The organism is Azospirillum palustre, from assembly GCF_002573965.1.
GTDB lineage: Bacteria > Pseudomonadota > Alphaproteobacteria > Azospirillales > Azospirillaceae > Azospirillum > Azospirillum palustre.
This window is the reverse complement of record NZ_PDKW01000037.1, coordinates 87951-113050: the sequence shown is the minus strand read 5'-3', so window position 1 is coordinate 113050 and position 25100 is coordinate 87951. Positions and strand designations below refer to the sequence as shown.

Sequence of the window (25100 nt, the reverse complement as noted above, 5' to 3'; positions counted from 1 at the left end):
CGGCATCCAACGCTCCCCAGTTTCCACCCCCCGAAGCCGCCGGCCGCTCCCGGTCCGGCCGGCTCCGGGACCGGACATCAGAGAATCGGACAGGACATGATGGACATCGGACTGCGCAAGATCTCCACCTTCATCGAGGAGACCATCGTCGAGGGCGGCAAGCCGGCCGAACGGCCGATCACCTCGGTCGTCGTCGCCGCCGTGCTGCGCAACCCCTGGGCCGGCCAGGGCTTCGTCGAGAATCTGCGGCCGGAGATCCTGCGGGTGGCCCCGGTGCTGGGGGCCGAGATGACGCGGCGGCTGGTCGCCCTGATGCCGGCCGCGCGCATCGAGGCCTATGGCAAGGCCGCGTCGGTCGGCGTCAACGGCGAGATCGAGCACGCCTCCGCCCTGATCCACACGCTGCGCTTCGGCAATATGTTCCGCGAAGCGGCGCAGGGCACCGCCTTCCTCAGCTTCACCAACACCCGCAACGCTCCGGGCGCCCTGCTCGCCCTGCCGATGATCCACAAGACGGAGACCGGCAAGCGGGCGCATTTCCTGACCGCCAATTTCCAGGTTCCCGACTCCCCCGGTCCCGACGAGCTGCTGGTCGCCATCGGCGCGTCGGACGGCAGCCGGGCCCATCCGCGCATCGGCGACCGCTTCCTCGACATGGAGGAGATGGACGCGGAAAAAGCCGGCGCCCGGTGAGGAGCCGCCCGATGACGCTGCTGTTCTGCTCGGGCATCGACAATGCCGGCCTGTGGCGGGATGCCCTGCGCCGCCGCCTTCCCGACGTGACGCTGCGGGTCTGGCCGGAGGTCGGCGACCCGGACGACATCGACATGGCGCTGGTGTGGCAGCCGCCGCCCGGCATCTTCGCCGGCCTGCCCAACCTGCGGCTGGTGATGTCGCTCGGCGCCGGGGTCGAGACGCTGCTGGCCGACCCGTCGCTTCCCGACGTGCCGCTCGTCCGCATGGTGGCGGACAGCCTGAGCGACGACATGGCCGGCTTCGTCGCCCTGCAAGTGCTGCGCTGGCATCGCCATTCCGACGAATTCGACGCCGCGCAGGCGGCGGGGGTCTGGCGGTGGCTGCCCTACCGGCCGGCCCGCGAGGTCACGATCGGGCTGCTCGGGCTGGGGGAGCTGGGACAAGCCGCGGCCGCCGTCCTGGGGGCGCTGGGATACCGCGTCCTCGGCTGGAGCCGGTCGCCGAAGCATTTGAACGGCGTGGAGTGCTTCGCCGGCCCCGACGGGCTGGAGGCGATGCTGCCGCGGTGCGACCAGCTGGTCTGCCTGTTGCCGCTGACCGCCGACACCCGCGGCATCCTGGACCGGCGCCTGTTCGCCCGACTGCCGGCAGGGGCCGTGCTGATCAATGCCGGGCGCGGCGACCATCTGGTCGAGGCGGACCTGCTCGACGCCCTCGATTGCGGCCGGCTGGGCGGCGCCAGCCTGGACGTGTTCAGCGAGGAGCCGCTGCCGGCCGGCCATCCCTTCTGGCGGCATCCGCGCATCCGCGTCTCCCCCCACAGCGCCGCCGCCACCCACCCGGCGCAGGCGGTGGAGCAGGTGGCGGCAACCCTGGCGGCCTTCCGCGACGGGCGGCCGCTGGCCAACCGGGTCGACCGGGGGCGCGGCTATTGATGATGGCGCCGCTTCTGCCGGTGATGGCGGCCGCCGTCCTGATGCAGGCCGGCAACGGGCTGCTCCAGGCCCTGCTGCCGCTGCGCATGCAGGCGCAGGGCCTGTCGGCGGCCGACATCGGCATGGTGGCGTCCGCTTATGGCGTCGGCTTCGCCGCCGGCTGTCTGGCGGCGCCGAGGGTCGTCCGCAAGCTCGGCTTCGTCCGCGCCTATGCCGGGCTGGCGGCGCTGATGGCGATCCTCGCGCTCGCCCTGCCGCTGGCCGGCGGCAGCGTCGGCTGGATCCTGCTGCGCGCGCTGACCGGCGTCGGCTTCGCAGGGCTGTTCACGGTGATCGAGGGGTGGATCGGCTCCGGAGCGCAGGACGGCAACCGCGGGCGGATCCTGGCGGTCTACATGGTCACCACCAAGCTGGCGCTGATGGCGGGCCCCCTCCTGCTCGACCCCGGCGGCGACCAGCCCTTCCGGCTGCTGATCCTGCTGATCCTGCTGTCGGTCCTGCCGGTCGCCGTCACCCGGCCGGTCCGCCCGGCCCTGCCGACCGCCGTCTCGCTCGACCTCAGCGGGCTGTTCAGGCTGGCGCCGTCGGCCCTGGTCGGCTGCTTCGCGGTCGGCGTGGTGACCGGCACGATGATCGCGTTCGCCCCGCTGTATGGCTTGCGCATCGGCCTGTCGGAGCCGGCCGCCGCCGCCCTGCTCGTCGCCCTCCAGGGCGGCAGCCTTCTCGCCCAATGGCCGCTCGGCGCGCTGTCGGACCGGCGGGACCGCCGCGTCGTGATCGCCGCCGTGGCCGCGGCCGGCGCCGTCCTGTCCGCCGGGCTGGCGCTGCTGCCGGCCGGCAGCCCGGCTTGGCTGGTGTGGACGGGGTTCGCGCTGTGGGGCAGCCAGGTCCTGTGCATCTATGCCCTGTGCGTCGCCCACGCCTGCGACGTGGTGCCGCCGGGCCGCATCGTCCCGACGGTCAGCGGCCTGCTGGTGGTCTGGGCCGCCGGAGCGATGGTCGGTCCGGTGCCGGGCGCCCTGCTGATGGACAGGCTCGGCCCGTCGGGACTGTTCGTCTACGCCGCCGCCGGCTGTGCCGCGCTGGCCGCCTTCGTCCTGATCCGCCGCGCCGTGCGGGAGCGGGATCGGGCGCCCGGCCCGCCGGCCTTCCGCCCGCTGCCGCCCGACAGCCTGACCGGTGCGGCGATCTCCGGCCCCCGGACGGACATTGATCCCTCCGGCCCCCCGCCTGTCGATATCGGGCCACCGGACGGGCGCTGACGTTCCGCTTTTTCCGAGTGCCGTCATCGGGTTAGAGTCGGTCGAAACCGGGCCCGCGCCCATCCGTTCGCCGGAGGAACATGGTCGAGACGTCGCGCATCCAGTCGCTGCGCGTGGTGGCGAGCCTGATCAATTCGGGCGGCGATCTGGCGACGGTGCTTCAGCGCCTGGTCCTGGCCTCCTGCCGCCATGCCAACTGGTCGATGGGGTCGATCATGGCGGTCGACGTCGAGCATGGCTATGCCCTGGTCGTCGTCCGCCACGACCCGACGCTGATCCAGCGCCCGCTGCCCGACCGCTGGGAGCTGGCGACCAGCCCGTCCCTGGTCGCCCTGCGGCGGAACGAGCCGATCTTCATCCCCGACGCCCGGGTGTCGGAGGAGTTCCCCGGCTATCGCCGGGAGGCCTTCGAGCGCGACTATCACAGCGTGCTGGTCATGCCGATGAACTGCACCGACGACAGCGGCCGGCCGCTGGTGCTGAGCGTCGTGTCCCGCGGCATCGTCGAGGTGAGCGATGAGGATCTGGCCTTCATCGGCATGATCGTCCAGCTCGGCGAGATCGCGGTGGAGCGCCAGCACCGGCTGCGTGCCGAGACCCTGGCCGCCGAACGCCTGCAACGGGCGCTGGAAGTGAACACCTCGCTGCTGCGGCAGGCGCTGGAGGACGGGGCGATGGCCACCCTGCTGCCCCGCATCCGCGACCTGCTGCCCTACTCCATCGTCATCGTCGACTTCACCGCCAACCTCGTCACCGCCGACCGCGCGCCCTGCGGCAGCGACATCGGCGACGCCGACTGGCAGGCGGCGGTCGCGGCCGACCTCGGCCCCTCGATCATGAAGGCGGCGCGCGATGCCATCGACCATCCCGTTGCCACCGGGCCCGCCGCCACCGGGGCGACCCTGTTCTGGGAGGTCAACGGCAAGCGCATCCGCACGGCGCCGCGCATCGACCCGCTGACCGCCGACGGCGAGGTGGTCGGGGTGCTGATGATCTTTCCGGGACCGCAGCCTTACGGCCAGGCCGATCAGCTCCTGCTCGACGGCATCAAGCATGCGCTTGGCATCCAGATGCTGCGCAACGTCATCCGCTTCCGCTACGAGAACCGGACAGTGACAGAGCTGTTCCTGGAGCTGGTGGAGCGGCGATGGCGGGATCCGCTGGACATCGGGCAGCGCGCGCTGCGGCTCGGCCTCAACCTCGATCTGCCGGCCCAGATGATCCTGGTCGGACTGCCCGGCCGCAGTCCGCGGGCGGTGAGTGCTGCGGCCGACCTCCAGCTCCCGGTCCAGCGGCTGCTGTCGCTGCACGGAATCGCCGGCACGCTCGTCACCGTTCCGGCCGGGCTGGTCTGCCTCATTCCCGCCGTCGACGAGCGGAGCCACGGACCGGTCAAGCGGCTGATGGCGCAGATCGCACGGTCCGTCGCCGACATCCTGCATGCCGAGCCGTTCGTCGTGCTGACGAGCCGCTGCATGGCCCCGCCGGACTATGCGGAGGCGTGGGACCGGTCCTGGCGGATGATCCGGATCGCCGAAGAGTTCGGCCGCCCCGGCGTCCTCGATGCCCGGCAGTTCGGCCCGCTGCCCATGCTGTTGGCCGCCGCCAACACCCACGAGGTGCGCGGCTATGTCGCCGACAGCATCGGCGCCCTCATCGAGTACGACCGCCAGCACGGGACGCCCTATCTGGAGACGCTGTCCGCCTATCTGAAGACGGGGTGCCGCACCAAGGCCTGCTCCGACCAGCTCGGCGTGCACGTCACCACCCTGCGCTATCGGCTGACACGCATCGAAGAGCTGTTCGGCATCGATGTCGAAAGCCCGGATCGCCGCTTCTCGGTCGAACTCGCCATTCACCTGAGCGGGGTCATCGACCGCTCCACCTGATCTCGACAGGGCTCCGCCGGCACCTGCGGCGTTACGGCGGCGTCACCTCGATCCGAATGGAGCTGAAATAGGATGCGAGATCGTCGATGTCCGCCTCGCTCAGCGACGGGGCGACCACCGACATCATCTCGTTCCTGCGGGCCCCCGTCTTGTAATCGGTGAGCGCCTTCCGGAGGTAGATTTCCGGTTGCCCGGCCAGATTGGGCGCTTCCGGAATCCTGGAGAGCCCTTCCAGCCCGTGGCAGGTCTGGCACTGGATGGCCTTCTTTCTTCCCGCCCCGGGATCTCCGGCATGGGCGCCGGCCGCATAGACGGCCAGTCCCAGCAGGATCGGCACGCTCCACCGGTATCGCATCCTTATCCTCCCGGCCGACCGCATCACCCCTCATTGCCCATAGGAGATCCGGTAGACGGCTCCTGCGAAATCGTCCGACACCAGCAGCGAGCCGTCGGCCAGCACCGCCACATCGACCGGCCGCCCCAGATATTCGCCGTCCGAAGTGAGCCAGCCTTCGGCGAAGACCTCGGTCTTGTCCGCGGTGCCGTCCGGCTTGAGGGAGGTGAACATGATCCGCGCCCCGATGGGCTTGGTGCGGTTCCACGACCCGTGTTCGGCGGCGAAGATGCCGCCGCGGTACTTCGCCGGGAACTGGCTGCCGCTGTAGAAGGTCATGCCGAGATCGGCCGCATGCGCGTCGTATTCGACCTGCGGCGACACCGCGTCTGCCGGTGCCTGCTGATCCTTGTATTCGACGGTGCGGATCTTGCCGCCCCCATAATAAGGGAAGCCGAAGTTCAGGCCCGGCTTTTCCGCCCGGTTCAACTCGCCCGGCGGGACGTCGTCGCCCATGCCGTCCACCTGGTTGTCCGTGAACCAGAGCGCCTTGTCCTTGGGGTTGAAGTCCATGCCGACGGAATTGCGCACCCCCCAGGCATAGACTTCGCGGTTCTTCCCGTCGCGGTCCATGCGGACGATGCCGCCGATCCCCCATTTCCTGTAGAGGTCGAGCTTGTCGGATGCCGGCACGTTGAAGGGCTGCCCGAGCGCGATGTAGAGCTTGTCGTCCGGGCCCACCCGGCACACGCGGGCGGTGTGGTTGTAGCTTTCCTCCTCCTTCGGAATGAGTTCGCCGCCCTTGGCCACTTGGAAGGCGGCGACGTCGGCGCCCTCATAGAAGAACTCGGCGGCGGGAAAGGTGAGCACCCGGTTCTGCTCCACGACGAACAGGAATCCGTCCTTCGAGAAGCAGACCCCGTTCGGCACCGAGAAATTGATCGTCGGCGCGAAGACCTTCACTTCGTCGGCGACGCGGTCCTTGTCCCGGTCGGTGACCGCATAGACCTTGGTCTTGCGCGTTCCGACGAAGACAGCCACGCCCTGCGGCCCGACGGCCATGTGACGGGCGTCGGGCACGATGGCATAGAGCGCGATCTTGAAGCCCTGCGGCAGCTTGATCCGCGACAGGGTCTTGGTGATCGCCGCCGCCTTCGGACCGGATTGCGGGACGACCGGGATTTCGGTCACGTCGCCGGTGGTCTTGAATTGCTGCAACTTCTCGAGGTTGCCGGGCGGCTGCGGGTAGTCCTGGGCTCCGGCGGGCATCGTCAGGCATGCAACCGCCAGAAAAAGCGCGGTGTTCAGACCGGTCTTCATGATTCCTCCCATTGCATCGCTCTTTTGGTCGTCGCACGGGTTCTGTGCCCGTGTTCTTGGGGCGTCGACTGGAACAAGGCGCCATCGGCCGGATGGACAAGGAACGGGTTCGGATCCGGGGCAATCCGGCCGCAGGTGGGCGCCGGCGTCGGTGCTTCTCCAGCGTAGTTGCGGGCGTGCCGGACAAACCACACCCTCGTGGAGGTAGGCCCGAGAAATTCGGGGTATCGCGAAACCCGCGCCGCCCGTGGCAGCCTTGCGCCCTTGCCTCAATCGATCTTGCCCGGATCGCCGTGCGTAAGATGGAGCGCGAAGCCGGCAGTGCCCGGAGCCTCAAGGCCCGGCCGGAGCTGCATGGCCGGGATCAGATAATCGCCGCCGTTCTGACGCCGGAAGGGGAGTGGCGGCGTCGTCGCGAGCGTCCGCATCCGCCCGCGCAGCCGCTCCGCGACCAGCTCGAAGCCGGCCTCGTCCAGGCGGTCGGCACGGTAGACCACGAAAGGCGGAAGCACCTCGTAGCCCGGATAGTGGAGGATGCCGTGGTTGATCGGGAACAGCAGATCGTCCATCGGCCCGTTGATCCCGCGCGGCGCATAATGCTCCTCCCAACCGCCTGCGGTTACGATCAGCATGGCGCGCTTGCCGGCCAGGGCCCCTTCGCCATAACGGTCGCCCCAGCGCCGGTCGCTGTGTTCGCCGACGCCATAGGCGAAGCCGTTGGCATAGACCCGGTCGACCCAGCCCTTGAGGATCGCCGGCATCGAGAACCACCAGAGCGGAAACTGAAGGATCAGCGTGTCCGCCCAGCGCAGCTTCCCGATCTCGGCCCCGACATCGGCGGTCAGCGCCGCGGCATCGAAGGCGCCGCGGGACGAGCCGGGCACCTTCAGCCGGTCCCCGGCCGGAAGCGTCGGGAAGTCGTCCCGGTCGATCTCCGATTTCCAGCCCTTGTCGTACAGGTTGGACAGCTGCACCTCATGGCCCTGTGCTTCCAGGTCGTGGATGGCGACGTCGCGCAGCGACGCACTGAGCGAACGCGGTTCGGGGTGGGCGAAGACAATGAGGATTTTCATGGCCGGCTCCGGTTGGGTGATGCAACCGGTGAGCAGGTATCATGGGGAGCGGCGATCCGGTATATGATGGGAATGGATATGATCATGCCGGAAAACGGATAAATTGGACGTCACGCTCGAACGTATGCGCACCTTCGTCCGCGTGGCCGAACGGGGAAGCCTGTCGGCGGTCGCCCGCGAACTGGGCGTCGGGCAATCGACGGTGACGCGCCATCTGCGGGAACTGGAGACGGCCTTGGGCGTGCCGTTGCTGAGCCGGACGACGCGGCGGGTGACGGTGACGGACGAGGGCAGCCGGTTCCACGCACAGTGCGTGCAGATCCTGCGGCTGGTGGATCTGGCGAGCGAGGAAGCGCGCAGCACCCGCGGCGCGCCGGCCGGCACGATCCGCATCTCCTGTACGGCGGCACTCGGTGTCCTGCATGTCAGCCGTCTGATCTTCGCGTTCCAGGATCTGTACCCGGACATCGCAATCGATCTCAGCCTCAGCGACGAGCGCATCGATCTCGTCCGCGACGGCATCGACATTGCGCTTCGTCTCGGACCGCTCACCGACAGCTCCTTGAAGCTGAAGCCGTTGGGCCAATCGAGGCGCCTGCTCGTGGCAGCGCCACAGTATCTCGAAGGGAACGGGGTCCCGGCGCATCCGCGGGATCTGGGCACGCACGAAGGCATCCGGATGTCGAACATCGCCGGAAGCGACCTTCTCATTCTCGAAGGGCGGGGAGAGCGCCACGCACTGCCCTTCGGCGGACGGCTGCAGATGGATCACGGGCTCGCCGTGCGCGAGGCGCTCGCGGCCGGACGCGGCATCGCTCCCGCCCATCTCTGGCTGGTCGAGGATCTTCTCGCGGCCGGACGGCTTGCGCGGGTGCTGCCGGATTATGCGCCGCCCCCGGTGCCGCTCAACATGCTGATCGTGCCGGAACGTGCGGGCATCGCGCGCGTCCGGCTGCTGGTCGATTTCCTTGCCGAGCGGATCGCGCAGATCCCCGGGATCGAAACGGGCGCCGCCCGCGGCGGGAACCGCCTGGAAGCGCAATAGAGCGCCTTGCGCCGTCCAAGGCGGAAATGGCGCCGCAGCATGGGCCAGCCCCGCAAGGTTCCATCGCAGAATTTCCGCCCGTTCCGGACAGCGCCTGCCCGGCGCGGATAGAGCAGGAGGCCAGCCCCGCCTACCCTTGGCGAACACCGCCGCGAACACCGCCGGCGGACAGAAGAGCCAAGTCAACGGGAGGTCTAGGGATGAGCACTCTGCGCACGCTCACGTCGGCAATCGTACTTGCAACAGGACTGATGGCGTCGGCCACCGCCCATGCGGCCGAAACCGTGACGCTGAAGATCGCGCATTTCCTGCCCGGCGTGGCGCAGGTGCAAAGGCAGGTCCTGGAGCCATGGTGCGAGGATCTTGGCCGGGAGTCCGGCGGCCGCATCCGCTGCCAGTTCTATCCCGCGCTGCAACTGGGCGGCACCGCGGCCCAGCTGGTCGATCTGGCGCGCAACGGCGTGGCCGACATCGTGTGGACGGCCCCCGGCTATTCCACCGGCCGCTTCCCCAAGACCGAGGTTCTGGAGCTTCCGGGCATGCTGCCGGTCGGCGGCCTCGCGGGCGGGCGGGCGATCTGGACCTTCTACCAGGCGCATCTCCAGGACGAATACGCCGCCTACAAGCTGCTCGCCCTGCATGGCGACGGCGGCATGACCATCCACACTGCGAACAGGCAGGTCGCCAAGGCGGCCGATTTCGCCGGGTTGAAGCTGCGCGCGCCGAACCGCACCATCGCCCGCACCCTGACGGAGCTTGGCGCTACCCCCGTCGCCATGCCGCCCGCCCAGATGACCGAGGCGATCTCCAAGGGCGTGGTCGACGGTGCGTCCGCGGTCTGGGAGGTCATCGGCCCGACCAAGCTGGACGAGGTCACCCGCTTCCATCTGGAAACCTCACCCGACGAGCCCGTCCTGGGCGCCACCGTGCTGGCCCTGATGATGAACAGGAAGAGCTTCGACGCCATGCCCGCCGACCTCAAGGCGATCCTTGAGAAGAACAGCGGCATGGTCCTCGTCGAGCGTTTCGGACGGGCCTGGGACGCCACCATCACCGCGACGCGCGACAAGGTGAAGGCACAGGGGCAGGCGGTCACCGTGCTGTCGGGCAGCGCCTATGACGAGGTGCTGAAGAAGCTGGAGCCGGTCACCGCCGAATGGATCGCCCAGGCGTCGGCCAAGGGCATCGACGCCGCCCCCCTCGCCGCCGCGGCCCGTCAACTGGCCCCGCGGCCAAACTGACATCCCACCGACGGCCCTGCCGATTTCAGCGCACCACCCATCAGGAACAGCGAGACCGGACATGAGCACAGCCCCCCGCTATTTCGAACAGCCCGCCCGCTTCAGCCCGGCCGAATGGCAGACCCGCGTCAAGCTGGCCGCGGCCTACCGCATCTTCGACCATCTCGGCTGGTCGGAACTGATCTACAACCACATCTCGCTCCGGGCTCCGGACGAGCCCGGCCATTTCCTCATCAACCCGTTCGGCCTGCATTATTCGGAGGTCCGCGCCTCCAACCTCGTGAAGGTCGATGTGGAGGGAAACATCGTCGGCCATTCGGACTGGCCGATCAATCCGGCCGGCTTCACCTTCCATGGCGCCATCCATGCGACCCTGCCGGACGCCCATTGCGTGATGCATGTCCACACCACCCAGACGCAGGCGGTCTGCTGCCTGGAGGACGGGCTGGCCTTCACCAACTTCTACGCCGCCCAGCTCTACGGCAAGATCGCCTACCATGATTTCGAGGGGATCACCGTCCATCTCGACGAAGGTCGGCGCATCCTGGCCAGCGCCGGCGACAAGCCGGTCCTGCTGCTGCGCAACCATGGCCCGGTGGTGGTGGGAGCCACGCTGGCCCAGGCTTTCTCGCTGATGTGGCTGGTCAACCGCGCCTGCGAGATCCAACTGGCCACCCATTCGATGGGCCGGGCGCGGCAGATCCCGGCGGCGGTGCTGGAGAAATGCGTCGCCGACAGCCTGAATTTCAATCCTAAATACGGGGCCGGCGAAGACGCCTTCGCAGCGCTCACCCGCATCATCGACCGCATCGACCCGACCTATCGGTCGTGACGGGAGGACGTCCAAGGCCCCATTCCAAGATCCTTGACTAATTAACATGTTAACCGCTTTATTGTTCGCATACTCCACAAAGGGGCTCGCGAACAATGAACGGATGCGGTCTGGACGAAACGAGCCGGTCGGCCACCGAAGCCCGGCTGCTGGGGCTGGAGGCGGAACGGGCCCTGGCCTCCCAGGCCGGCGACCAGACGGGGGACTGGGTCACCAGCGATCCCGACTGCGCCTCGGAGCGTCTGTTCCGCAACTACACCCCGCACCGGATGCGGGTGATCGGGCCGCCGCGCGATTTCCGCATGCGGCTGCGGGTCGGCTGGTCGGGGAGCATGGCCCTGCTGCGCTTCAACACCGGGGTGGAACTGTCGCAGGTGCCGACCGGCCGCTTCATCCTGGTGACGACGCAGGTCAGCGGCTGGTCCGAGATCGACACGCAAGCGCAGAGCTTCAGCGGCGGACCGGGATTGATGGTCGTCGATTCCGCAAGATCGCCGGTGAGGAAGCGCTTCAGCGCCGACAGCGAGCGGCTGCATCTCCGCCTCGGGATCGCGGCGCTGGACGGGCTGTACGAGCGGCTGACCGGCAAGGCCCCCGCCCGGCCGCTGGAGTTCGCACCCTGCATCCGGCCGGAAACCGCCATGCACGCCCGCTGGCAGTCGGTGGTGCGGATGGTGCTGTCCTGCACCGCACCGTCTGCCGGCCCCGATGCTGCCGGCCAACCGGCCGTGCCCGACCTTCTGCGGAGACAGTTGGAGGAGACCGCGATGCTGATGCTGCTGACCGGGCATGAGCATAGCGGGGCGGAGCAGATGGCGGGCACACCCGCCGCCCCGGCCCCGCGCCATGTCCGGGCGGCCGAGGAGTTCATGCGCGCCAATGCCGGGGAGCCACTGACCCTGGCGGAGATCGCGGAGGCGGCCGGCGTCAGCATCCGGACCCTGACCGCCGGCTTCCGCAATTTCCGCGACCAGTCCCCCATGCAGCAGTTGCGGGACATCCGCATGGCCGCCGCGCGGGACGATCTGCTGCAAGGAACGGAAACCGGAGGCGTGGCCGACATCGCCCTGCGCTGGGGCTTCGGCAATCTCGGACGCTTTGCCGGCGACTACCGCCGCCGCTATGGCGAAACGCCGTCGGAAACGCTGCGGCGGCGCTGATCATCCCTATAGACTGTGGAGACAGGATGTCGATGAAGACCTGCATCATCGGGGCCGGCGCCATCGGCGGCCTCATCGGCATCCGTCTGGCCCAGGCCGGCTGCGACGTGTCGGTCCTGGCGCGCGGAGCCACCGCCGACGCGCTCCGTGCCGGTCCGTGGAGGCTCGCCACCGCGGACGGGGAGATCGCGGGGTCCGTCCGGGTTGCCGGCGACCTGACGGCGCTGGGGCCGCAGGATCTCGTCGTCATCGCCGTGAAGGGGCAGTCGCTGCCCGGCCTCGCCCCGTCGCTGACGCCGCTGATCGGGCCGCAGACCATCGTTCTACCGGCGATGAACGGCGTGCCCTGGTGGTTCTTCCACCGCTTCGGCGGACCGCTCGCCGGGATGCAGCTGGACAGCGTCGATCCCGGCCGGCGGATCGCCGCCGCCATCCCGGATAAGGCCGTCGTCGGCTGCGTCGTCCATGCCACCTGCTCGGTTGCCGAACCGGGTCTGGTGCGCCACGGCTTCGGCAACCGGCTGATCGTCGGCAAACCGGACGGCAGCCCGTCGGCCCGCCTCGGCAGGCTGGCGGATCTCCTGACCGCGGCGGGGTTCGAGATCCTGTCCTCCCCGCGGATCCAGACCGAGATCTGGTACAAGCTGTGGGGCAACATGACGATGAATCCGGTGTCGGCGCTGACCGGCGCCACCTGCGACCGGATTCTCGACGATCCTCTCGTCAGCGGCTTCTGCCTGTCGGTGATGGCGGAGGCCGCCGAGCTGGGGCGCCTGATCGGTTGCCCGATCGAGCAGAGCGGCGAGGACCGCAATGCGGTGACCCGCCGGCTCGGCGCCTTCAAGACGTCGATGCTCCAGGATGCCGAAGCCGGCAAGCCGCTGGAGACCGACGCGCTGCTGGGGGCGGTGAAGGAGATCGCCGGGCGGCTGGGACAGGCGACCCCCAACCTCGACGCCCTTCTCGGCCTGACGCGGCTGATGGCGGACACCCGCGGTCTTTACCCGGCAATGGACTGACCATCCGCGACGGCAGCGCGCCCAAGCCACGCACAACGCGCTTGACTGTTTAACATGTTAATGTTTAACTCGTTAACAGCATCACACACCATCAATGAACAACGCGCCGACAAGAGGACGGGCTGACCCTTCGGTCCGCCCAGTCCCCCGCGCATCGGTGGAGGAAACCCCATGCTGAAAACGATCCGGCCGGCGGCGCTCGCCCTGGCCACGCTGCTGCCGCTTGCCGTCTCCAACCCTGCCGCCGCCGCGGACGGCGTTTCGCTGAAGATCACGCATTTCCTGCCGCCGGGCGCGCCGGCGCAAAAGCAGGTGATGGAGCCCTGGTGCAAGGCCCTGGGCGAACAGTCGGGCGGACGCATCGCCTGCCAGTTCTATCCGGCGATGCAGCTCGGCGGCACGCCGGCGCAGCTGGTCGATCTGGCGAAGAACGGCGTCGCCGACATCGTCTGGACCGCCCCCGGCTATTCGGCCGGCCGCTTCCCGGTCATCGAGACGATGGAGCTGCCCTTCGTCGTGCGCGACGGGCTGTCGGGCAGCCGGGCGGCCTGGGACTTCTACCAGCGCCACGCGGTGGAGGAGTTCGCCGCCTACAAGGTGCTGGCGGTCCATGTCGATGGCGGCGTCGCCTTCCACACCGCCGGCAAGCCCATCGCCGCGGTGGACAGCCTGAAAGGGCAGAAGCTGCGGGCCTCCACCCGCATGGTCTCCAAGCTGTTGACCGCGCTGGGCGCCACCCCCGTCAACATGCCGCCCGCCCAGGTGACCGAAGCGATCTCCAAGGGGATCGTCGACGGCGCCATGGGTGCCTGGGAGGTGGTGACGCCGACCAAGCTGCAGGAAGTGACGAAGTTCCACACCCAGCCGCCGGCCGGCCAGCCCTACTACTCCACCACGGTCCTGACGCTGCTGATGAACAAGGAGCGCTACCAGTCGCTGCCGGCCGACCTGAAGGCGGTGATCGACCGCAACAGCGGCCCGGCGCTGGTCGAGAGCTTCGGGCAGGTCTGGGACCGTGTGACCGCCGACACCCGCACCCTGGTCGCCAGGGACGGCGGCACCATCCAGAACCAGGATCCCGCGGATTACGAGGCGATGCGCGCCGCCGCGGCGCCGGTCGAAGCCGAATGGCGCCAGGACATCGCCAAGCGCGGCATCGACGGCGCCGCCCTGGTGACCGACGCCCGCGCGCTCGCCGCCCGCTGATCCCCCTCGCGGAGACCCTTCATCATGCATGAACCCATCGGAAGCCCGGACTTCCGGCCAAGGAGCGCGGGCGAGCGTGCCCTGCTGCTTGCGGCGAAAGGCTTCGCCCTGGCCGGCGGTGGCATCTTCATCGCACTGATCGGCATGTCGCTGCTGTCCATCTTCGGACGCAAGCTGGCCAACCTGCCGATCACCGGCGACGTGGAGCTGATGCAGGTCGGCACCGCCGTGGCGGCCTGCGCCTTCCTGCCGCTCTGCACCATCCTGGGCGAGAATCTGCGCGTCGATTTCTTCACCGAAACCGCCCCGGCCTGGATGCGCCGGCTGCTCGACGCGGTGGCCGACCTGCTGCTCGGCGCGCTGGCTTTGCTGCTGGTCTGGCGCACCGGTCTCCAGGTGATCGACATCCGCGAGGCGGGAGAGGTGACGCCGCTCCTGGGCCTGCCGGTCTGGATGCCGATGCTCGCCATGCTGCCCAGCCTCGCCCTGACGGCGCTGTGCGCGCTGACCCGCGGCTGGCGCGACCTGACATCCAACGAACGACAGACGGCCGGCACGGCGGAGGTGGCACGATGAGCGGGACCGCGATCGGACTTGCCGGCTTCGCCGGGCTGATGGGCATGCTGGCGCTGCGCGTCCATATCGGCGTGGCGATGTTCATCGCCGGCGGCGCCATCTACCTGACCATCGACGACGGCCAGACCGCCGCCCTGCTGTTCACCCTCAACAACCTCGCCTTCGCCCGGCTGTCGAACTACGACCTGTCGGTCATCCCGCTGTTCCTGCTGATGGGCCAGTTCGCCACCCATGGCGGGCTGTCGAAGGCGCTGTTCCGCGCCGCCGGCGCCTTGATCGGCCATTGGCGCGGCGGTCTGGCGATGGCCTCCACCGCCGCCTGCGCCGCCTTCGGTGCCATCTGCGGATCGTCGCTGGCGACCGCGGCCACCATGGGCCAGGTGGCGCTGCCGGAATTGCAGGCGCGCGGCTATTCCGGACGGCTGGCGACCGGAACGCTGGCGGCCAGCGGGACGCTGGGCATCCTGATCCCACCCTCGGTGCCGCTGGTCGTCTATGCGGTGCTGACGCAGGAATCCATCGGCAAACTGTTCGTCGCCGCGGTGATCCCCGGCGTCATCGCAGCACTCGGCTACGTCGCGGTGATCGCGCTGATCGTGCGGCGCAACCCGGCCGCCGGCCCGGCCAGCGCCCCGCTGCCCTGGTCGGAGCGGCTGCGTGCCCAGCTCGGCGTGCTGCCGGTGCTGCTGGTCTTCCTGGTGGTGATCGTCGGCATCTATGACGGCTGGGCAAACCCGACGGAGGCCGCCTCCATCGGCGCCGCCGCCTGCGGCCTGATCGCCTTCGCCTCCGGCGGCATGCGCTGGCCGCAGCTGGTCGCCAGCATCCACGGCACCGCCCAGGCGACCGCGATGATCTTCGTCGTGCTGATCGGCGCCGACCTGCTGAACTCGGCGCTGGCGGTGTCGCAGATGCCGGTGGAGCTGGCCGCCTGGGTGCGCGACAGCGGCATGCCGCCGATGCTGGTCCTGTTCAGCATCATCGGCATCTACATCCTGCTGGGATGCGTGATGGACTCGCTGGCGATGATCCTGCTGACCATCCCGATCTTCTACCCGGTGGTGATGGGCCTCGACTTCTTCGGCATGGACGCCACCGACAAGTCGGTCTGGTTCGGCATCCTGGCCCTGATGGTGGTGGAGATCGGCCTCGTCCATCCGCCGGTCGGCATGAACCTCTACGTCATCAACCGGCTGGCGCGCGGCGTGCCGATGCGCGAAACCGCCTGGGGCGTCATGCCCTTCCTGGCATCCGACCTGCTGCGCATCCTGCTGATCGTCTTCGTGCCGGGCATCTGCCTGTGGCTCGTCCACGCCTTCGGAGGCTGACACCATGCAAACCTCGTCCCCGCAGGGGATGGTCTACGGCGTGATCCTGAACGACCGCCCCACCCTGGACCGCCTCGGCCCGGCCCTGTCGCAGCCGCCCTATAACGCGCCGCCGAAGGCGCCGATCCTCTACATCAAACCCTACAATACCCATGCCGGCGCCGCGGTGCGGCTGCCGCGCGGGGCGGAGCGGGTGGAGGTGGCGGCGACGCTGGGCCTCGTCATCGGCCGCGACGCCACCGCCCTGGACGAGGCCACGGCGATGGACGCGGTCGCCGGGCTGCGCCCGATCCTGGACGTCAGCCTGCCCAACCCGTCGGTCTACCGGCCGCCGGTGCGCGAACGCTGCTTCGACGGCTCCTGCCCGATGGGCGGGACGCTGCCCTACGCGGCGGTGGCGGGGCTGGAGGCGCTGACCCTGCGCACGCTGGTCAACGGCACCGTGGTGGCGGAGCGCAGCCTGTCCGATCTGGTCCGCCCGCCGGCCCGGCTGCTGGCCGAGGTGACCGGCTTCATGACCCTTCGGGCCGGCGATATCCTGCATCTGGGCATCGCGCTGAACGGGCCGCAGGCCGGGGCCGGCGACCGCGTCCGGCTGGAGATCGACGGCTTCGCCCCCCTGGACATCGCCATCGAAGACGCCGCGGCGGAAGGAGAAACGCCATGAAGCGCGCCCGCATCCTGCTGGACGGCACCGTCCATGCGGCCGTCGAGGAAGAGGGGCTGCTGCGGCTGTCCGACGGTCGCTTGATTGCCCCCGAAGCGGTCGATTGGCTGCCGCCGGTGGAGCCGCGCACCGTCTTCGCGCTCGGCCTCAACTATGCCGACCACGCGAAGGAACTGGCCTTCAAGGCGCCGGAAACGCCGCTGGTCTTCCTGAAGGGGCCGAACACCATCGCCGGACATCGCGCCAGCACCCGGCGCCCGGCCGACGCCACCTTCATGCACTACGAATGCGAGTTGGCGGTGGTGATCGGCCGAACCGCCCGCGACGTGCCGCGCGACCGCGCCTATGAGGTGGTCGCCGGCTACAGCGTGGCCAACGACTATGCCATCCGCGACTATCTGGAAAACTACTACCGCCCGAACCTGCGGGTGAAGAACCGCGACGGCTGCACGCCGCTCGGCCCCTGGCTGGTGGACGCGGCGGACGTGCCCGATCCGATGAACCTCTCGCTGCGCACGCTGGTCAACGGCCGGGTGACGCAGGAGGGCAGCACGCGCGACATGATCTTCGATGTGCCGCACCTGATCGCGTACCTGTCGTCGATCATGACCCTGTCGCCGGGCGACGTCATCCTGACCGGAACCCCGGAAGGGCTGGCGGACGTCGTGCCGGGCGACACCGTCACGACCGAGATCGAGGGCATCGGCAGCCTCGTCAACCACATCGTCGCCGGTTGACGGTTTTTCAGACTTCCATCGCCAAGCCGGGCCGAACCGGCCGCATTCCGGAGGAAAGCATGGGCAAACTCGCACTCGCAGCCAAGATCACCCACGTCCCGTCCATGTACCTGTCGGAGCTGGACGGCCCGCACAAGGGATGCCGCGACGCCGCCATCGCCGGACACCGGGAGATCGGCCGGCGTTGCCGCGACCTCGGCGTCGACACCATCGTGGTGTTCGACACTCACTGGCTGGTCAATTCCGGCTATCACGTCAACTGCGCCGCCCATTTCGAGGGCGTCTACACCAGCAACGAGCTGCCGCACTTCATCAAGAACCTGCCCTACGCCTATGACGGCAATCCGGCGCTCGGCCACCTGCTCGCCAACAAGGCGACGGCGGCCGGGGTGAACACCCGGGCGCATTCGGAAACCTCGCTGACGCTGGAATACGGCACGCTGGTGCCAATGCGCTACATGAACGAGGACCGCCGCTTCAAGGTGGTGTCGGTCTCCTCGCTCTGCACCGTCCACGACCTGAAGGACAGCGCCACGCTGGGCCGTGCCGTCCGCCGCGCCATCGAGGAGGAGTATGACGGCACCGTCGCCATCCTCGCCAGCGGCTCGCTGTCCCACCGCTTCGCCCAGAACGGCGTGTCGGAGCAGTACCTGCACAAGATGTGGGACCCCTTCCTGGAGCAGGTCGATTTGCGCGTCGTCGATCTGTGGCAGCGCGGCGAGTGGGCGACCTTCACCGCCATGCTGCCGATGTATGCCGAGAAATGCTGGGGCGAGGGCTACATGCACGACACCGCCATGCTGTTCGGCGCGCTGGGCTGGGACCGCTACGAGGGCAGCGTCGACATCGTCACGCCCTATTTCGCGTCCTCCGGCACCGGCCAGATCAACGCCGTCTTCTCGGTCTGAGGCGGGAGAATCGACCATGCCGCATCTGACCGTCGAATATACCGGCAACCTCGGCGAACAAGCCGACATCCCGGCGCTGCTGCGCAAGGCCAACGCTGTGCTGATCGCCCAGGGCGGCGTCTTTCCCACCGGCGGCATCCGCTCCCGCGCCATCCGGCTGGACGATTTCTGCGTGGCGGACGGCACGGCCGACGACGCCTTCGTCCACCTGACGCTGAAGATCGGCGCCGGCCGCAGTGCGGAGCAAAAGACGAAGACCGGCGACGATCTGTTCGCCATGGTCCGGGAGCATTTCACCGCGCTCTTCGCCAGCCGCTTCCTCGCCCTGTCGCTGGACATCCAGGAATTCAGCGAGGCCGGCACCTGGAAGCAGAACAACATCCACGGCCGCTACAAGGCCGCTTGAGACGAGGCATTTCCCATGCTCAGTTCCGATTCCGTCCGGGCCGCCGCCGCGCGCCTGCACGAGGCGGAGAAGACCCGCGTCCAGACCCGCCAGATTTCCCTCGACCACCCCGAGATCACCATCGAGGACGCCTATGCCATCCAGCGCTTCTGGGTGGAGGCGAAGATCGCCGGGGGGCGCAAGGTCATCGGCCACAAGATCGGCCTGACCAGCCGGGCGATGCAGCAATCCTCGCAGATCGACGAGCCGGATTACGGCACCCTGCTCGACGACATGCTGTTCCCCGATGGCGGCGACATCGCCATCGACCGCTTCATCGCCCCGATGGTGGAGGTCGAGCTGGCCTTCATCCTGAAATCGCGGCTGGAGGGTCCGAACGTCACCCTGTTCGACGTGATGTCGGCCACCGACTATGTCGTTCCGGCGCTGGAGATCATCGACGCCCGCTGCCACCGCATCGATCCCGACAGCAAGCGCCCGCGCAAGGTGATGGACACCATCTCCGACAATGCGGCGAATGCCGGCATCGTCATGGGCGGCCGACCGATGCGGCCGCTGGACACCGACCTGCGCTGGGCCGCCGCCCTGCTCTACCGCAACGGCGTGATCGAGGAGACCGGCGTCGCGGCCGGCGTGCTGAACCACCCGGCCAACGGCATCTGCTGGCTCGCCCGCCGCTTCGCACCGCATGGCGTGGCGCTGGAGCCGGGGCAGGTCGTGCTCGCCGGGTCCTTCACCCGCCCGGTGCCGGTCAAGGCCGGCGACACGGTCCATGCCGATTACGGCCCCTTCGGCTCCATCGCGCTGCGCTTCGTGTAGAGATTCAAGGAGGGCTTCGATGAAGAACCCGGAAAACACGTTCAAGCGGGCGCTGGCGGCGGGCCGGCCGCAGTTCGGCCTGTGGCTCGGGCTGGCCGACGCCTACTGCGCGGAGATCGCGGCCGGGGCCGGTTTCGACTGGCTGCTGATCGACGGCGAGCATGCCCCGAACGACCTGCGCGGCATCCTGGCCCAGCTCCAGGCCATCGCCGCCTATCCCAGCCATCCCATCGTCCGCCCGGTGGTCGGCGACGCGGCGATCATCAAGCAGATGCTCGACCTCGGCGCCCAGACCCTGCTGGTGCCGATGGTGGAGACGGCGGAGCAGGCGGCGGCGCTGGTCGCCGCCACCCGCTATCCGCCCGGCGGCATCCGCGGGGTGGGCAGCGCGCTGGCCCGCGCCTCGCGCTGGAACCGCATCGGCGGCTATCTGGACGAGGCCGACGGCGAGATCTGCCTGCTGGTGCAGGTGGAGTCCGCCCGCGGCCTGGACAATCTCGACGCCATCGCCGCGGTGGACGGGGTGGACGGCGTCTTCTTCGGCCCGGCCGACCTGTCGGCGTCGCTCGGCCTGCGCGGCCAGCCGGGACATCCGACCGTGCGCGCGGCCATCGAGGACGGCATCGCTCGCACCCGCAAGGCGGGCAAGGCCGCCGGCGTGCTGGCGACCGACGAGACGCTGGCCCGCGCCTATCTGGCGGCCGGCGCCCTGTTCGTCGGGGTCGGGGTGGACACCACCCTGTTCGCCCGCGCCGCCGCCGACCTGGCCGCCCGCTTCCGGCAGCCGCTCTCCGAACCGACGACCACCGCTTCGGCACCCGGCGGCTACTGACCGCCCCCGCCCCGCAGGATATCCATCGATGATCGACTTGACCGACGCTTCACCCGCGAAGCCGAGGCCGTGCGTCTCGCCAACGACAGCGACTACGGCCTCGCCGCCTATCTGTTCATCCGCGACCACGCCCGCGTCTGGCGCGTCGGCGAAGCGCTGGAATACGGGATGGTCGGCATCAACACCGGCCTGATCTCCACCGCGGTGACGCCGTTCGGCGGGGTGAAGCAATCCGGCTTCGGCCGCGAAGGCTCCCGCTACGGCATCGAGGATTACGTGGAGATCAAATATCTGTGCATGGGGGGACCGTAAGGACGTGCGCGATGTAAAGCCCTCTCTCCCCAGGGGGGAGAGGGCTCATAGGCGCCCTTCTTAACCTGACTTCGGAGCCCTGACCTACTCCTCCTCGTCGCCGCCGTCCGAACCGCCCAGGCAATCGGCGAGCTCGTCGAGCAGCCCGTACAGCGTCGCCAGCCGGTCGGCACCGAAGGCCGCGGTGATCTCGGCATAGCGCCGTTCGCTGTGGGGAGCGATCAGCGCGATCATGTCGCGGCCGGACGGCGTGATCGAGATCTGGGCCGCCCGCAAATCCTTGTCCTCGATCCCGCGCTGGATCAGCCCGCGCTTTTCCAGCGTGCGCAGGATGCGCGACAGGCTGGGCATGCTGATGCTGCTGACCCGCGCCAGCTCGCCGGCACGGAACTCGTCCGCCGTGGTCAGGGCGCGCAGCACCCGCCACTGCTGTTCGGTCAGGTCATGTTCGTGCAGCAGCGGACGGAAGCGCGCCATCACCGCCTCGCGCGCCTTCAGCAGCGCCATCGGCAGGGACCGGCGGAAGGCCCGCATCTCGCCAGCGGACTGCCCGGTTACCCCTGTGGGTTCTGCCGCCACGGCTTTTCTGGAAGGTCTGCCCAAGGCTCCGGCCTCATCTGGAAAGAGTAGACGCATGTCTGGAGGTTTCCCGCACCATAACGCGGCGGCCCTGCGCAGGGAAAGCGCTTGACAGCACCGCAGCGCGATTTATATAACATGTTAAATATTAACAAATCAAGTTCTCCGCCGGGCGCGCTGCCCGCGGCACCCCGGCCCGCCATATCCCGGCCCCGCATAGCACCACCCAACAAGCGCCAACCAAAACCTGGAGTGAAACGCCATGGCATCCGCTTTCGAAACGAATCTCGCAACCGCGGAACGGCTCCTGACCCGGTTCCGGGATCGTCCGCTCGGCCATTTCATCGACGGGCGGGAGGTGCCCGGCCAGTCGGAGCGGCTGTTCGACAATCTGTCCCCCATCGACGGCGGGATCATCAACCGGGTCCATGCCGGCAACGCCGCCGACGTCGATGCCGCCGCGACCGCGGCGCAGCGCGCCTTCCCCGCCTGGGCCGCCCTGCCGGGCACCGAGCGCAAGCGCATCCTGCACCGGGTAGCCGACGGCATCCTGGCGCGGGCGGAGGAGATCGCCGTGCTGGAAAGCCTGGACAGCGGCCAGCCGATCCGTTTCATGAGCAAGGCCGCCGAACGCGCGGCGGAGAATTTCCGCTTCTTCGCCGACCGGGCGCCGGATGCCGCCAACGGCCTGTCGCTGCCGGCCAAGGACCATCTGAACTTCACCATCCGCCAAGCGCTGGGACCGGTGGCGGTCATCACGCCCTGGAACACGCCCTTCATGCTGTCGACCTGGAAGATCGCCCCGGCGCTGGCCGCCGGCTGCACGGTGGTCCACAAGCCGGCGGAGTGGAGCCCGCTGACCGCCATGCTGCTGGCCGAGATCATGGCCGAAGCCGGCGTGCCGGCCGGCGTCGCCAATCTGGTCAACGGCCTGGGCGAGGAGGCCGGCAAGCTGCTGACCGAGCATCCGGCGATCAAGGCGGTGGCCTTCGTCGGTGAATCGACCACCGGCAGCCACATCATGGCCCAGGGCGCCCCGACGCTGAAGCGCGTGCATTTCGAGCTGGGCGGCAAGAATCCGGTCGTCGTGTTCGACGACGCCGATCTGGACCGGGCGCTGGACGCCGTTGTGTTCATGATCTACAGCCTGAACGGCCAGCGCTGCACCTCGTCCTCGCGCCTGCTGGTGCAGAGCGGCATCCATGACGCCTTCGTCGAGCGGCTGGCGGAGCGCGTCGCCCGCATCCGCGTCGGCCACCCGCTGGATCCCGCCACCGAGGTCGGCCCGCTGGTGCACGAGCGCCATCTGAACAAGGTTCTGGGCTATTGCGCCATCGCGCAGGCAGACGGCGCGACGGTCAAGGTCGGCGGCGTCCGCGCCGGAGAGGCGGGCAGCGGCGGCAACTACGTCCGTCCGACGCTGTTCACCGGCGCGAACAACCGCATGCGCATCGCCCAGGAGGAAATCTTCGGGCCTGTCCTGACCGCGATTCCCTTCAAGGACGAGGCGGAGGCGGTCGCGGTGGCCAACGACGTCGCTTATGGGCTGGCCGGCTATGTCTGGACCCGCGACGTCAGCCGGGCCAACCGCGTGGCGCTGAAGCTCGATGCCGGCATGGTGTGGATCAATTCGGAGAACAACCGCCACCTCCCCACCCCCTTCGGCGGCATGAAGGCCAGCGGCATCGGCCGTGACGGCGGCGACTACAGCTTCGATTTCTACATGGAGACGAAGAACATCTGCGTGGCGCTCGACACGCACACGGTGCCGAAGCTCGGCGCCTGAGTCATCGCGTTCGCGCGTTGAAAGCCGGGGCGATGCGGCGGACGATCCCTCCGTCGCACCGCCCTCCGCGCGCTATCACATCTGGAACAGCGTCGTCAGCGGCATGTGGGCGCGCACGATCGGCGACTTCAGCACGACATAGCTGAAATATTTGTCGATGCCGATGTCCATGTCGGTCAGCTTTTCCATGATCTCCTGATATTCACCGATGCCGGAGGTGACGAACTTCAGCATGTAGTCGTAGCCGCCGGACACCAGATGGCATTCCAGCAGCTGTTCGATCTTCTTGACCGCGGCCAGGAAGCGGGCGAAATCGACCTGCCGGTGGTTCTTCAGCGTCACCTCGGTGAAGACGGTCAGGGTCTGGCCCAGTTTGCTGACATTGATCTGCGCCGTGTAGCCTTCGATGTAGCCTTCCGCCTGGAGCTTCTTGACCCGCATCAGGCAGGGGCTGGGCGACAGATTCACCAGTTCGGCCAACTCGACGTTGGTGATCCGGCCGTTCTTCTGGAGCTGATGCAGAATCTTGATGTCGATGCGGTCCAGCTTCATGGGGAACCCATCCGGTTCGAGGGCGGAATAACGGCAGCAGATAATTCTGCCGGCTATACCGGGGAAGCTTAGCACGCACAGCCCGCCTGTCGACGGCCGAGTGGCTTTCTTCCGGCAGAACAAAGCATCGGGCATTCCGTCATCGACAGAAGATAATGCCGTTCAGTCGCCCAAAGCAGCGCCCGCCGATCCGCGCGCCATGGCTAGATGGTGTCACGCCGAAATCGGAGACCCGCGCCATGCCCGCCCCGCTGCAAACCATCCCGTCCTCCCCGAACCTGCCCGAACAAGCGGATGCCGTCGTGATCGGCGGCGGCATCGTCGGTGTCTGGGCGGCCTATTTCCTGGCCCGGCGCGGGCTGTCGGTGGCGCTGGTGGAAAAGGGACAGGTTGGGGCGGAACAGTCCAGCCGCAACTGGGGCTGGTGCCGGCAGCAGAACCGCGACGCCCGCGAACTGCCGATGGCAACCAAGAGCCTGGATTTGTGGGAGCGCTTCGCCGTGGAGAGCGGAGAAGATACCGGCTTTTCCCGCTGCGGCCTGCTCTATCTCAGCAATGACGACGGGGAATTGGCAGGCTGGGCGCGCTGGCGCGATTTCGCCCGGACGGTCGGCGTCACCACCCACATGCTGTCCGCCGCCGAGGCCGCCGAGCGCGGCCGGGCGACCGGAAAGCCCTGGAAGGGCGGCGTCTTCTCGCCGTCGGACGGCATCGCCGACCCGGCCCGCGCGGCACCGGCGGTGGCAAAGGCGATCATGAAACTGGGCGGCACGGTGCATCAGGGCTGCGCCGCGCGCGGGTTGGAAACCGCCGGCGGACGGGTCTGCGGCGTCGTGACCGAGAAGGGAACCATCCGCACGACGCTGGCGGTTCTGGCGGGCGGAGCCTGGGCGTCCTCCTTCTGCCATCAGATGGGCGTGCGGTTCCCGCTGGCCTCTATCCGCTCGTCGATCCTGTCGGTCGGTCCCAGCCCGTCCGGCCTGCCGGACGCCCTGCACACCGCCGCCGTGTCGATCACCCGGCGCGGCGACGGCGGGCACACGCTGGCCATCAGCGGACGCGGGCGCGTCGACCCGACGCTCCAGCAGATCCGCTTCGCGCCGCAATTCATGCCGATGTTCGCCCGGCGGTGGCGAAGCCTGATGCCCGGCGGGACGGAGGGGATGCGCTCCGGCCACGAGACGCTGCGGCGCTGGCGGCTCGACCGCCCGACGCCGATGGAGCGGGTGCGGGTGCTGGACCCCAGTCCGGACCGCAGCACCATCCGCCTCACCCACGAGCGGGCAACGGCGCTGCTGCCCGGCCTGAAGGGCGCGCCGATCACCGCCGCCTGGGCCGGCTACATCGACAGCACGCCCGACGGCGTTCCGGCCATCGGCGAGGTCGGCAGCCTGCCCGGCCTGATCATGGCCGCCGGCTTCAGCGGCCATGGCTTCGGCATCGGCCCCGGCGCCGGGCACCTGATCGCCGACCTCATCACCGATCAGCCGCCGATTGTCGATCCCAAGCCCTATCACCCCGACCGCTTCGCCGGCTTTTCCGCCGGCAAGGTCGCCGATTTCTGACCGGCAGCAGGGCCGCCCGGC

The 25100-nt window shown here is 68.8% G+C and carries 25 protein-coding genes and 1 pseudogene; 21 read left to right on the top strand and 5 right to left on the bottom strand.

What is annotated here, in order from left to right:
• The first annotated feature begins 96 nt into the window (after positions 1-96).
• The 4 genes from CRT60_RS02420 to CRT60_RS02405 all read left to right on the top strand — a co-directional run bounded on the left by CRT60_RS02420 (position 97) and on the right by CRT60_RS02405 (position 4782).
• Positions 97-693 (top strand): amino acid synthesis family protein, encoded by a 597-nt coding sequence (locus CRT60_RS02420; protein WP_244592223.1) that lies wholly within the window; start codon positions 97-99, stop codon positions 691-693.
• Between the two features lie 11 nt (positions 694-704).
• On the top strand, positions 705-1631 hold the full coding sequence (locus CRT60_RS02415; RefSeq protein ID WP_098734866.1) for a 2-hydroxyacid dehydrogenase: 927 nt from the start codon (positions 705-707) through the stop codon (positions 1629-1631).
• Positions 1631-2893: an MFS transporter gene (locus CRT60_RS02410; protein WP_098734865.1), complete on the top strand. Its 1263-nt coding sequence runs from the start codon at positions 1631-1633 to the stop codon at positions 2891-2893. Before CRT60_RS02415 ends, CRT60_RS02410 begins: the two co-directional genes overlap by 1 nt.
• An 80-nt stretch (positions 2894-2973) precedes the next feature.
• Positions 2974-4782 (top strand): helix-turn-helix domain-containing protein, encoded by a 1809-nt coding sequence (locus CRT60_RS02405; RefSeq protein ID WP_098734864.1) that lies wholly within the window; start codon positions 2974-2976, stop codon positions 4780-4782.
• 31 nt (positions 4783-4813) lie between these two features.
• On the opposite strand, the gene CRT60_RS02400 is transcribed toward CRT60_RS02405, so the two are convergent.
• The 3 genes from CRT60_RS02400 to CRT60_RS02390 form a co-directional block, all read right to left on the bottom strand.
• Positions 4814-5137, bottom strand: coding sequence for a c-type cytochrome (locus CRT60_RS02400; protein ID WP_098734863.1), 324 nt, complete (start codon positions 5135-5137; stop codon positions 4814-4816).
• A gap of 30 nt (positions 5138-5167) precedes the next feature.
• Positions 5168-6436: a PQQ-dependent sugar dehydrogenase gene (locus CRT60_RS02395; protein ID WP_098734862.1), complete on the bottom strand. Its 1269-nt coding sequence runs from the start codon at positions 6434-6436 to the stop codon at positions 5168-5170.
• Between the two features lie 269 nt (positions 6437-6705).
• Positions 6706-7509 (bottom strand): NAD(P)H-dependent oxidoreductase, encoded by an 804-nt coding sequence (locus tag CRT60_RS02390; protein ID WP_098734861.1) that lies wholly within the window; start codon positions 7507-7509, stop codon positions 6706-6708.
• A 103-nt stretch (positions 7510-7612) separates the two neighbouring features.
• Here CRT60_RS02390 and CRT60_RS02385 point away from each other — a divergent pair, with 103 nt between their 5' ends.
• From CRT60_RS02385 to CRT60_RS02315, 15 genes and pseudogenes are all read left to right on the top strand, one after another.
• Positions 7613-8554, top strand: coding sequence for a LysR family transcriptional regulator (locus tag CRT60_RS02385; protein WP_425290390.1), 942 nt, complete (start codon positions 7613-7615; stop codon positions 8552-8554).
• A 200-nt stretch (positions 8555-8754) separates the two neighbouring features.
• Entirely contained in the window at positions 8755-9795 is a 1041-nt protein-coding gene (locus CRT60_RS02380) for a TRAP transporter substrate-binding protein (protein ID WP_167421615.1), read from the top strand.
• Between the two features lie 61 nt (positions 9796-9856).
• Entirely contained in the window at positions 9857-10627 is a 771-nt protein-coding gene (locus CRT60_RS02375; protein WP_098734858.1) for a class II aldolase/adducin family protein, read from the top strand.
• Between the two features lie 95 nt (positions 10628-10722).
• A complete protein-coding gene (locus tag CRT60_RS02370; protein WP_098734857.1) occupies positions 10723-11787 on the top strand; it encodes a helix-turn-helix transcriptional regulator in 1065 nt (354 codons plus the stop codon).
• Positions 11788-11813: 26 nt separating this feature from the next.
• Entirely contained in the window at positions 11814-12806 is a 993-nt protein-coding gene (locus CRT60_RS02365) for a 2-dehydropantoate 2-reductase (protein ID WP_204561611.1), read from the top strand.
• A 171-nt stretch (positions 12807-12977) separates the two neighbouring features.
• On the top strand, positions 12978-14012 hold the full coding sequence (locus CRT60_RS02360) for a TRAP transporter substrate-binding protein (protein WP_098734856.1): 1035 nt from the start codon (positions 12978-12980) through the stop codon (positions 14010-14012).
• Between the two features lie 24 nt (positions 14013-14036).
• A complete protein-coding gene (locus tag CRT60_RS02355) occupies positions 14037-14588 on the top strand; it encodes a TRAP transporter small permease (RefSeq protein ID WP_098734855.1) in 552 nt (183 codons plus the stop codon).
• Complete coding sequence (locus CRT60_RS02350; RefSeq protein ID WP_098734854.1) at positions 14585-15916, top strand: TRAP transporter large permease; 1332 nt, start codon at positions 14585-14587, stop codon at positions 15914-15916. Before CRT60_RS02355 ends, CRT60_RS02350 begins: the two co-directional genes overlap by 4 nt.
• A gap of 4 nt (positions 15917-15920) precedes the next feature.
• Entirely contained in the window at positions 15921-16583 is a 663-nt protein-coding gene (locus CRT60_RS02345; RefSeq protein ID WP_098734853.1) for a fumarylacetoacetate hydrolase family protein, read from the top strand.
• Positions 16580-17320, top strand: coding sequence for a fumarylacetoacetate hydrolase family protein (locus CRT60_RS02340; protein WP_098734852.1), 741 nt, complete (start codon positions 16580-16582; stop codon positions 17318-17320). The genes CRT60_RS02345 and CRT60_RS02340 overlap by 4 nt, the downstream gene beginning before the upstream one ends.
• A gap of 59 nt (positions 17321-17379) precedes the next feature.
• Positions 17380-18228, top strand: a complete 849-nt coding sequence (gene hpaD, locus CRT60_RS02335; protein ID WP_098734851.1) for a 3,4-dihydroxyphenylacetate 2,3-dioxygenase — start codon at positions 17380-17382, stop codon at positions 18226-18228.
• A 16-nt stretch (positions 18229-18244) separates the two neighbouring features.
• Entirely contained in the window at positions 18245-18634 is a 390-nt protein-coding gene (locus CRT60_RS02330; protein WP_098734850.1) for a 5-carboxymethyl-2-hydroxymuconate Delta-isomerase, read from the top strand.
• A gap of 15 nt (positions 18635-18649) precedes the next feature.
• The gene (gene hpaH, locus CRT60_RS02325) at positions 18650-19453 is read left to right on the top strand and encodes a 2-oxo-hept-4-ene-1,7-dioate hydratase (RefSeq protein ID WP_098734849.1); all 804 of its coding nucleotides are present in this window, start codon (positions 18650-18652) and stop codon (positions 19451-19453) included.
• A gap of 19 nt (positions 19454-19472) precedes the next feature.
• Complete coding sequence (hpaI, locus tag CRT60_RS02320) at positions 19473-20285, top strand: 4-hydroxy-2-oxoheptanedioate aldolase (protein WP_098734848.1); 813 nt, start codon at positions 19473-19475, stop codon at positions 20283-20285.
• A 45-nt stretch (positions 20286-20330) separates the two neighbouring features.
• Positions 20331-20597, top strand: a pseudogene (locus CRT60_RS02315) (aldehyde dehydrogenase family protein); the annotation flags it as partial.
• Between the two features lie 84 nt (positions 20598-20681).
• Here CRT60_RS02315 and hpaR read toward each other — a convergent pair.
• The gene (gene hpaR / locus CRT60_RS02310; protein WP_098734846.1) at positions 20682-21131 is read right to left on the bottom strand and encodes a homoprotocatechuate degradation operon regulator HpaR; all 450 of its coding nucleotides are present in this window, start codon (positions 21129-21131) and stop codon (positions 20682-20684) included.
• Between the two features lie 307 nt (positions 21132-21438).
• Between hpaR and hpaE the strand changes: the two genes are divergently transcribed.
• Entirely contained in the window at positions 21439-22962 is a 1524-nt protein-coding gene (gene hpaE, locus CRT60_RS02305) for a 5-carboxymethyl-2-hydroxymuconate semialdehyde dehydrogenase (RefSeq protein ID WP_098734845.1), read from the top strand.
• A gap of 75 nt (positions 22963-23037) precedes the next feature.
• Here the strand turns inward: hpaE and CRT60_RS02300 are convergent, their stop codons facing one another.
• Positions 23038-23514: an Lrp/AsnC family transcriptional regulator gene (locus tag CRT60_RS02300; RefSeq protein ID WP_098734844.1), complete on the bottom strand. Its 477-nt coding sequence runs from the start codon at positions 23512-23514 to the stop codon at positions 23038-23040.
• A gap of 239 nt (positions 23515-23753) precedes the next feature.
• Between CRT60_RS02300 and CRT60_RS02295 the strand changes: the two genes are divergently transcribed.
• On the top strand, positions 23754-25079 hold the full coding sequence (locus tag CRT60_RS02295) for an NAD(P)/FAD-dependent oxidoreductase (RefSeq protein ID WP_098734843.1): 1326 nt from the start codon (positions 23754-23756) through the stop codon (positions 25077-25079).
• Positions 25080-25100 lie beyond the last annotated feature (21 nt).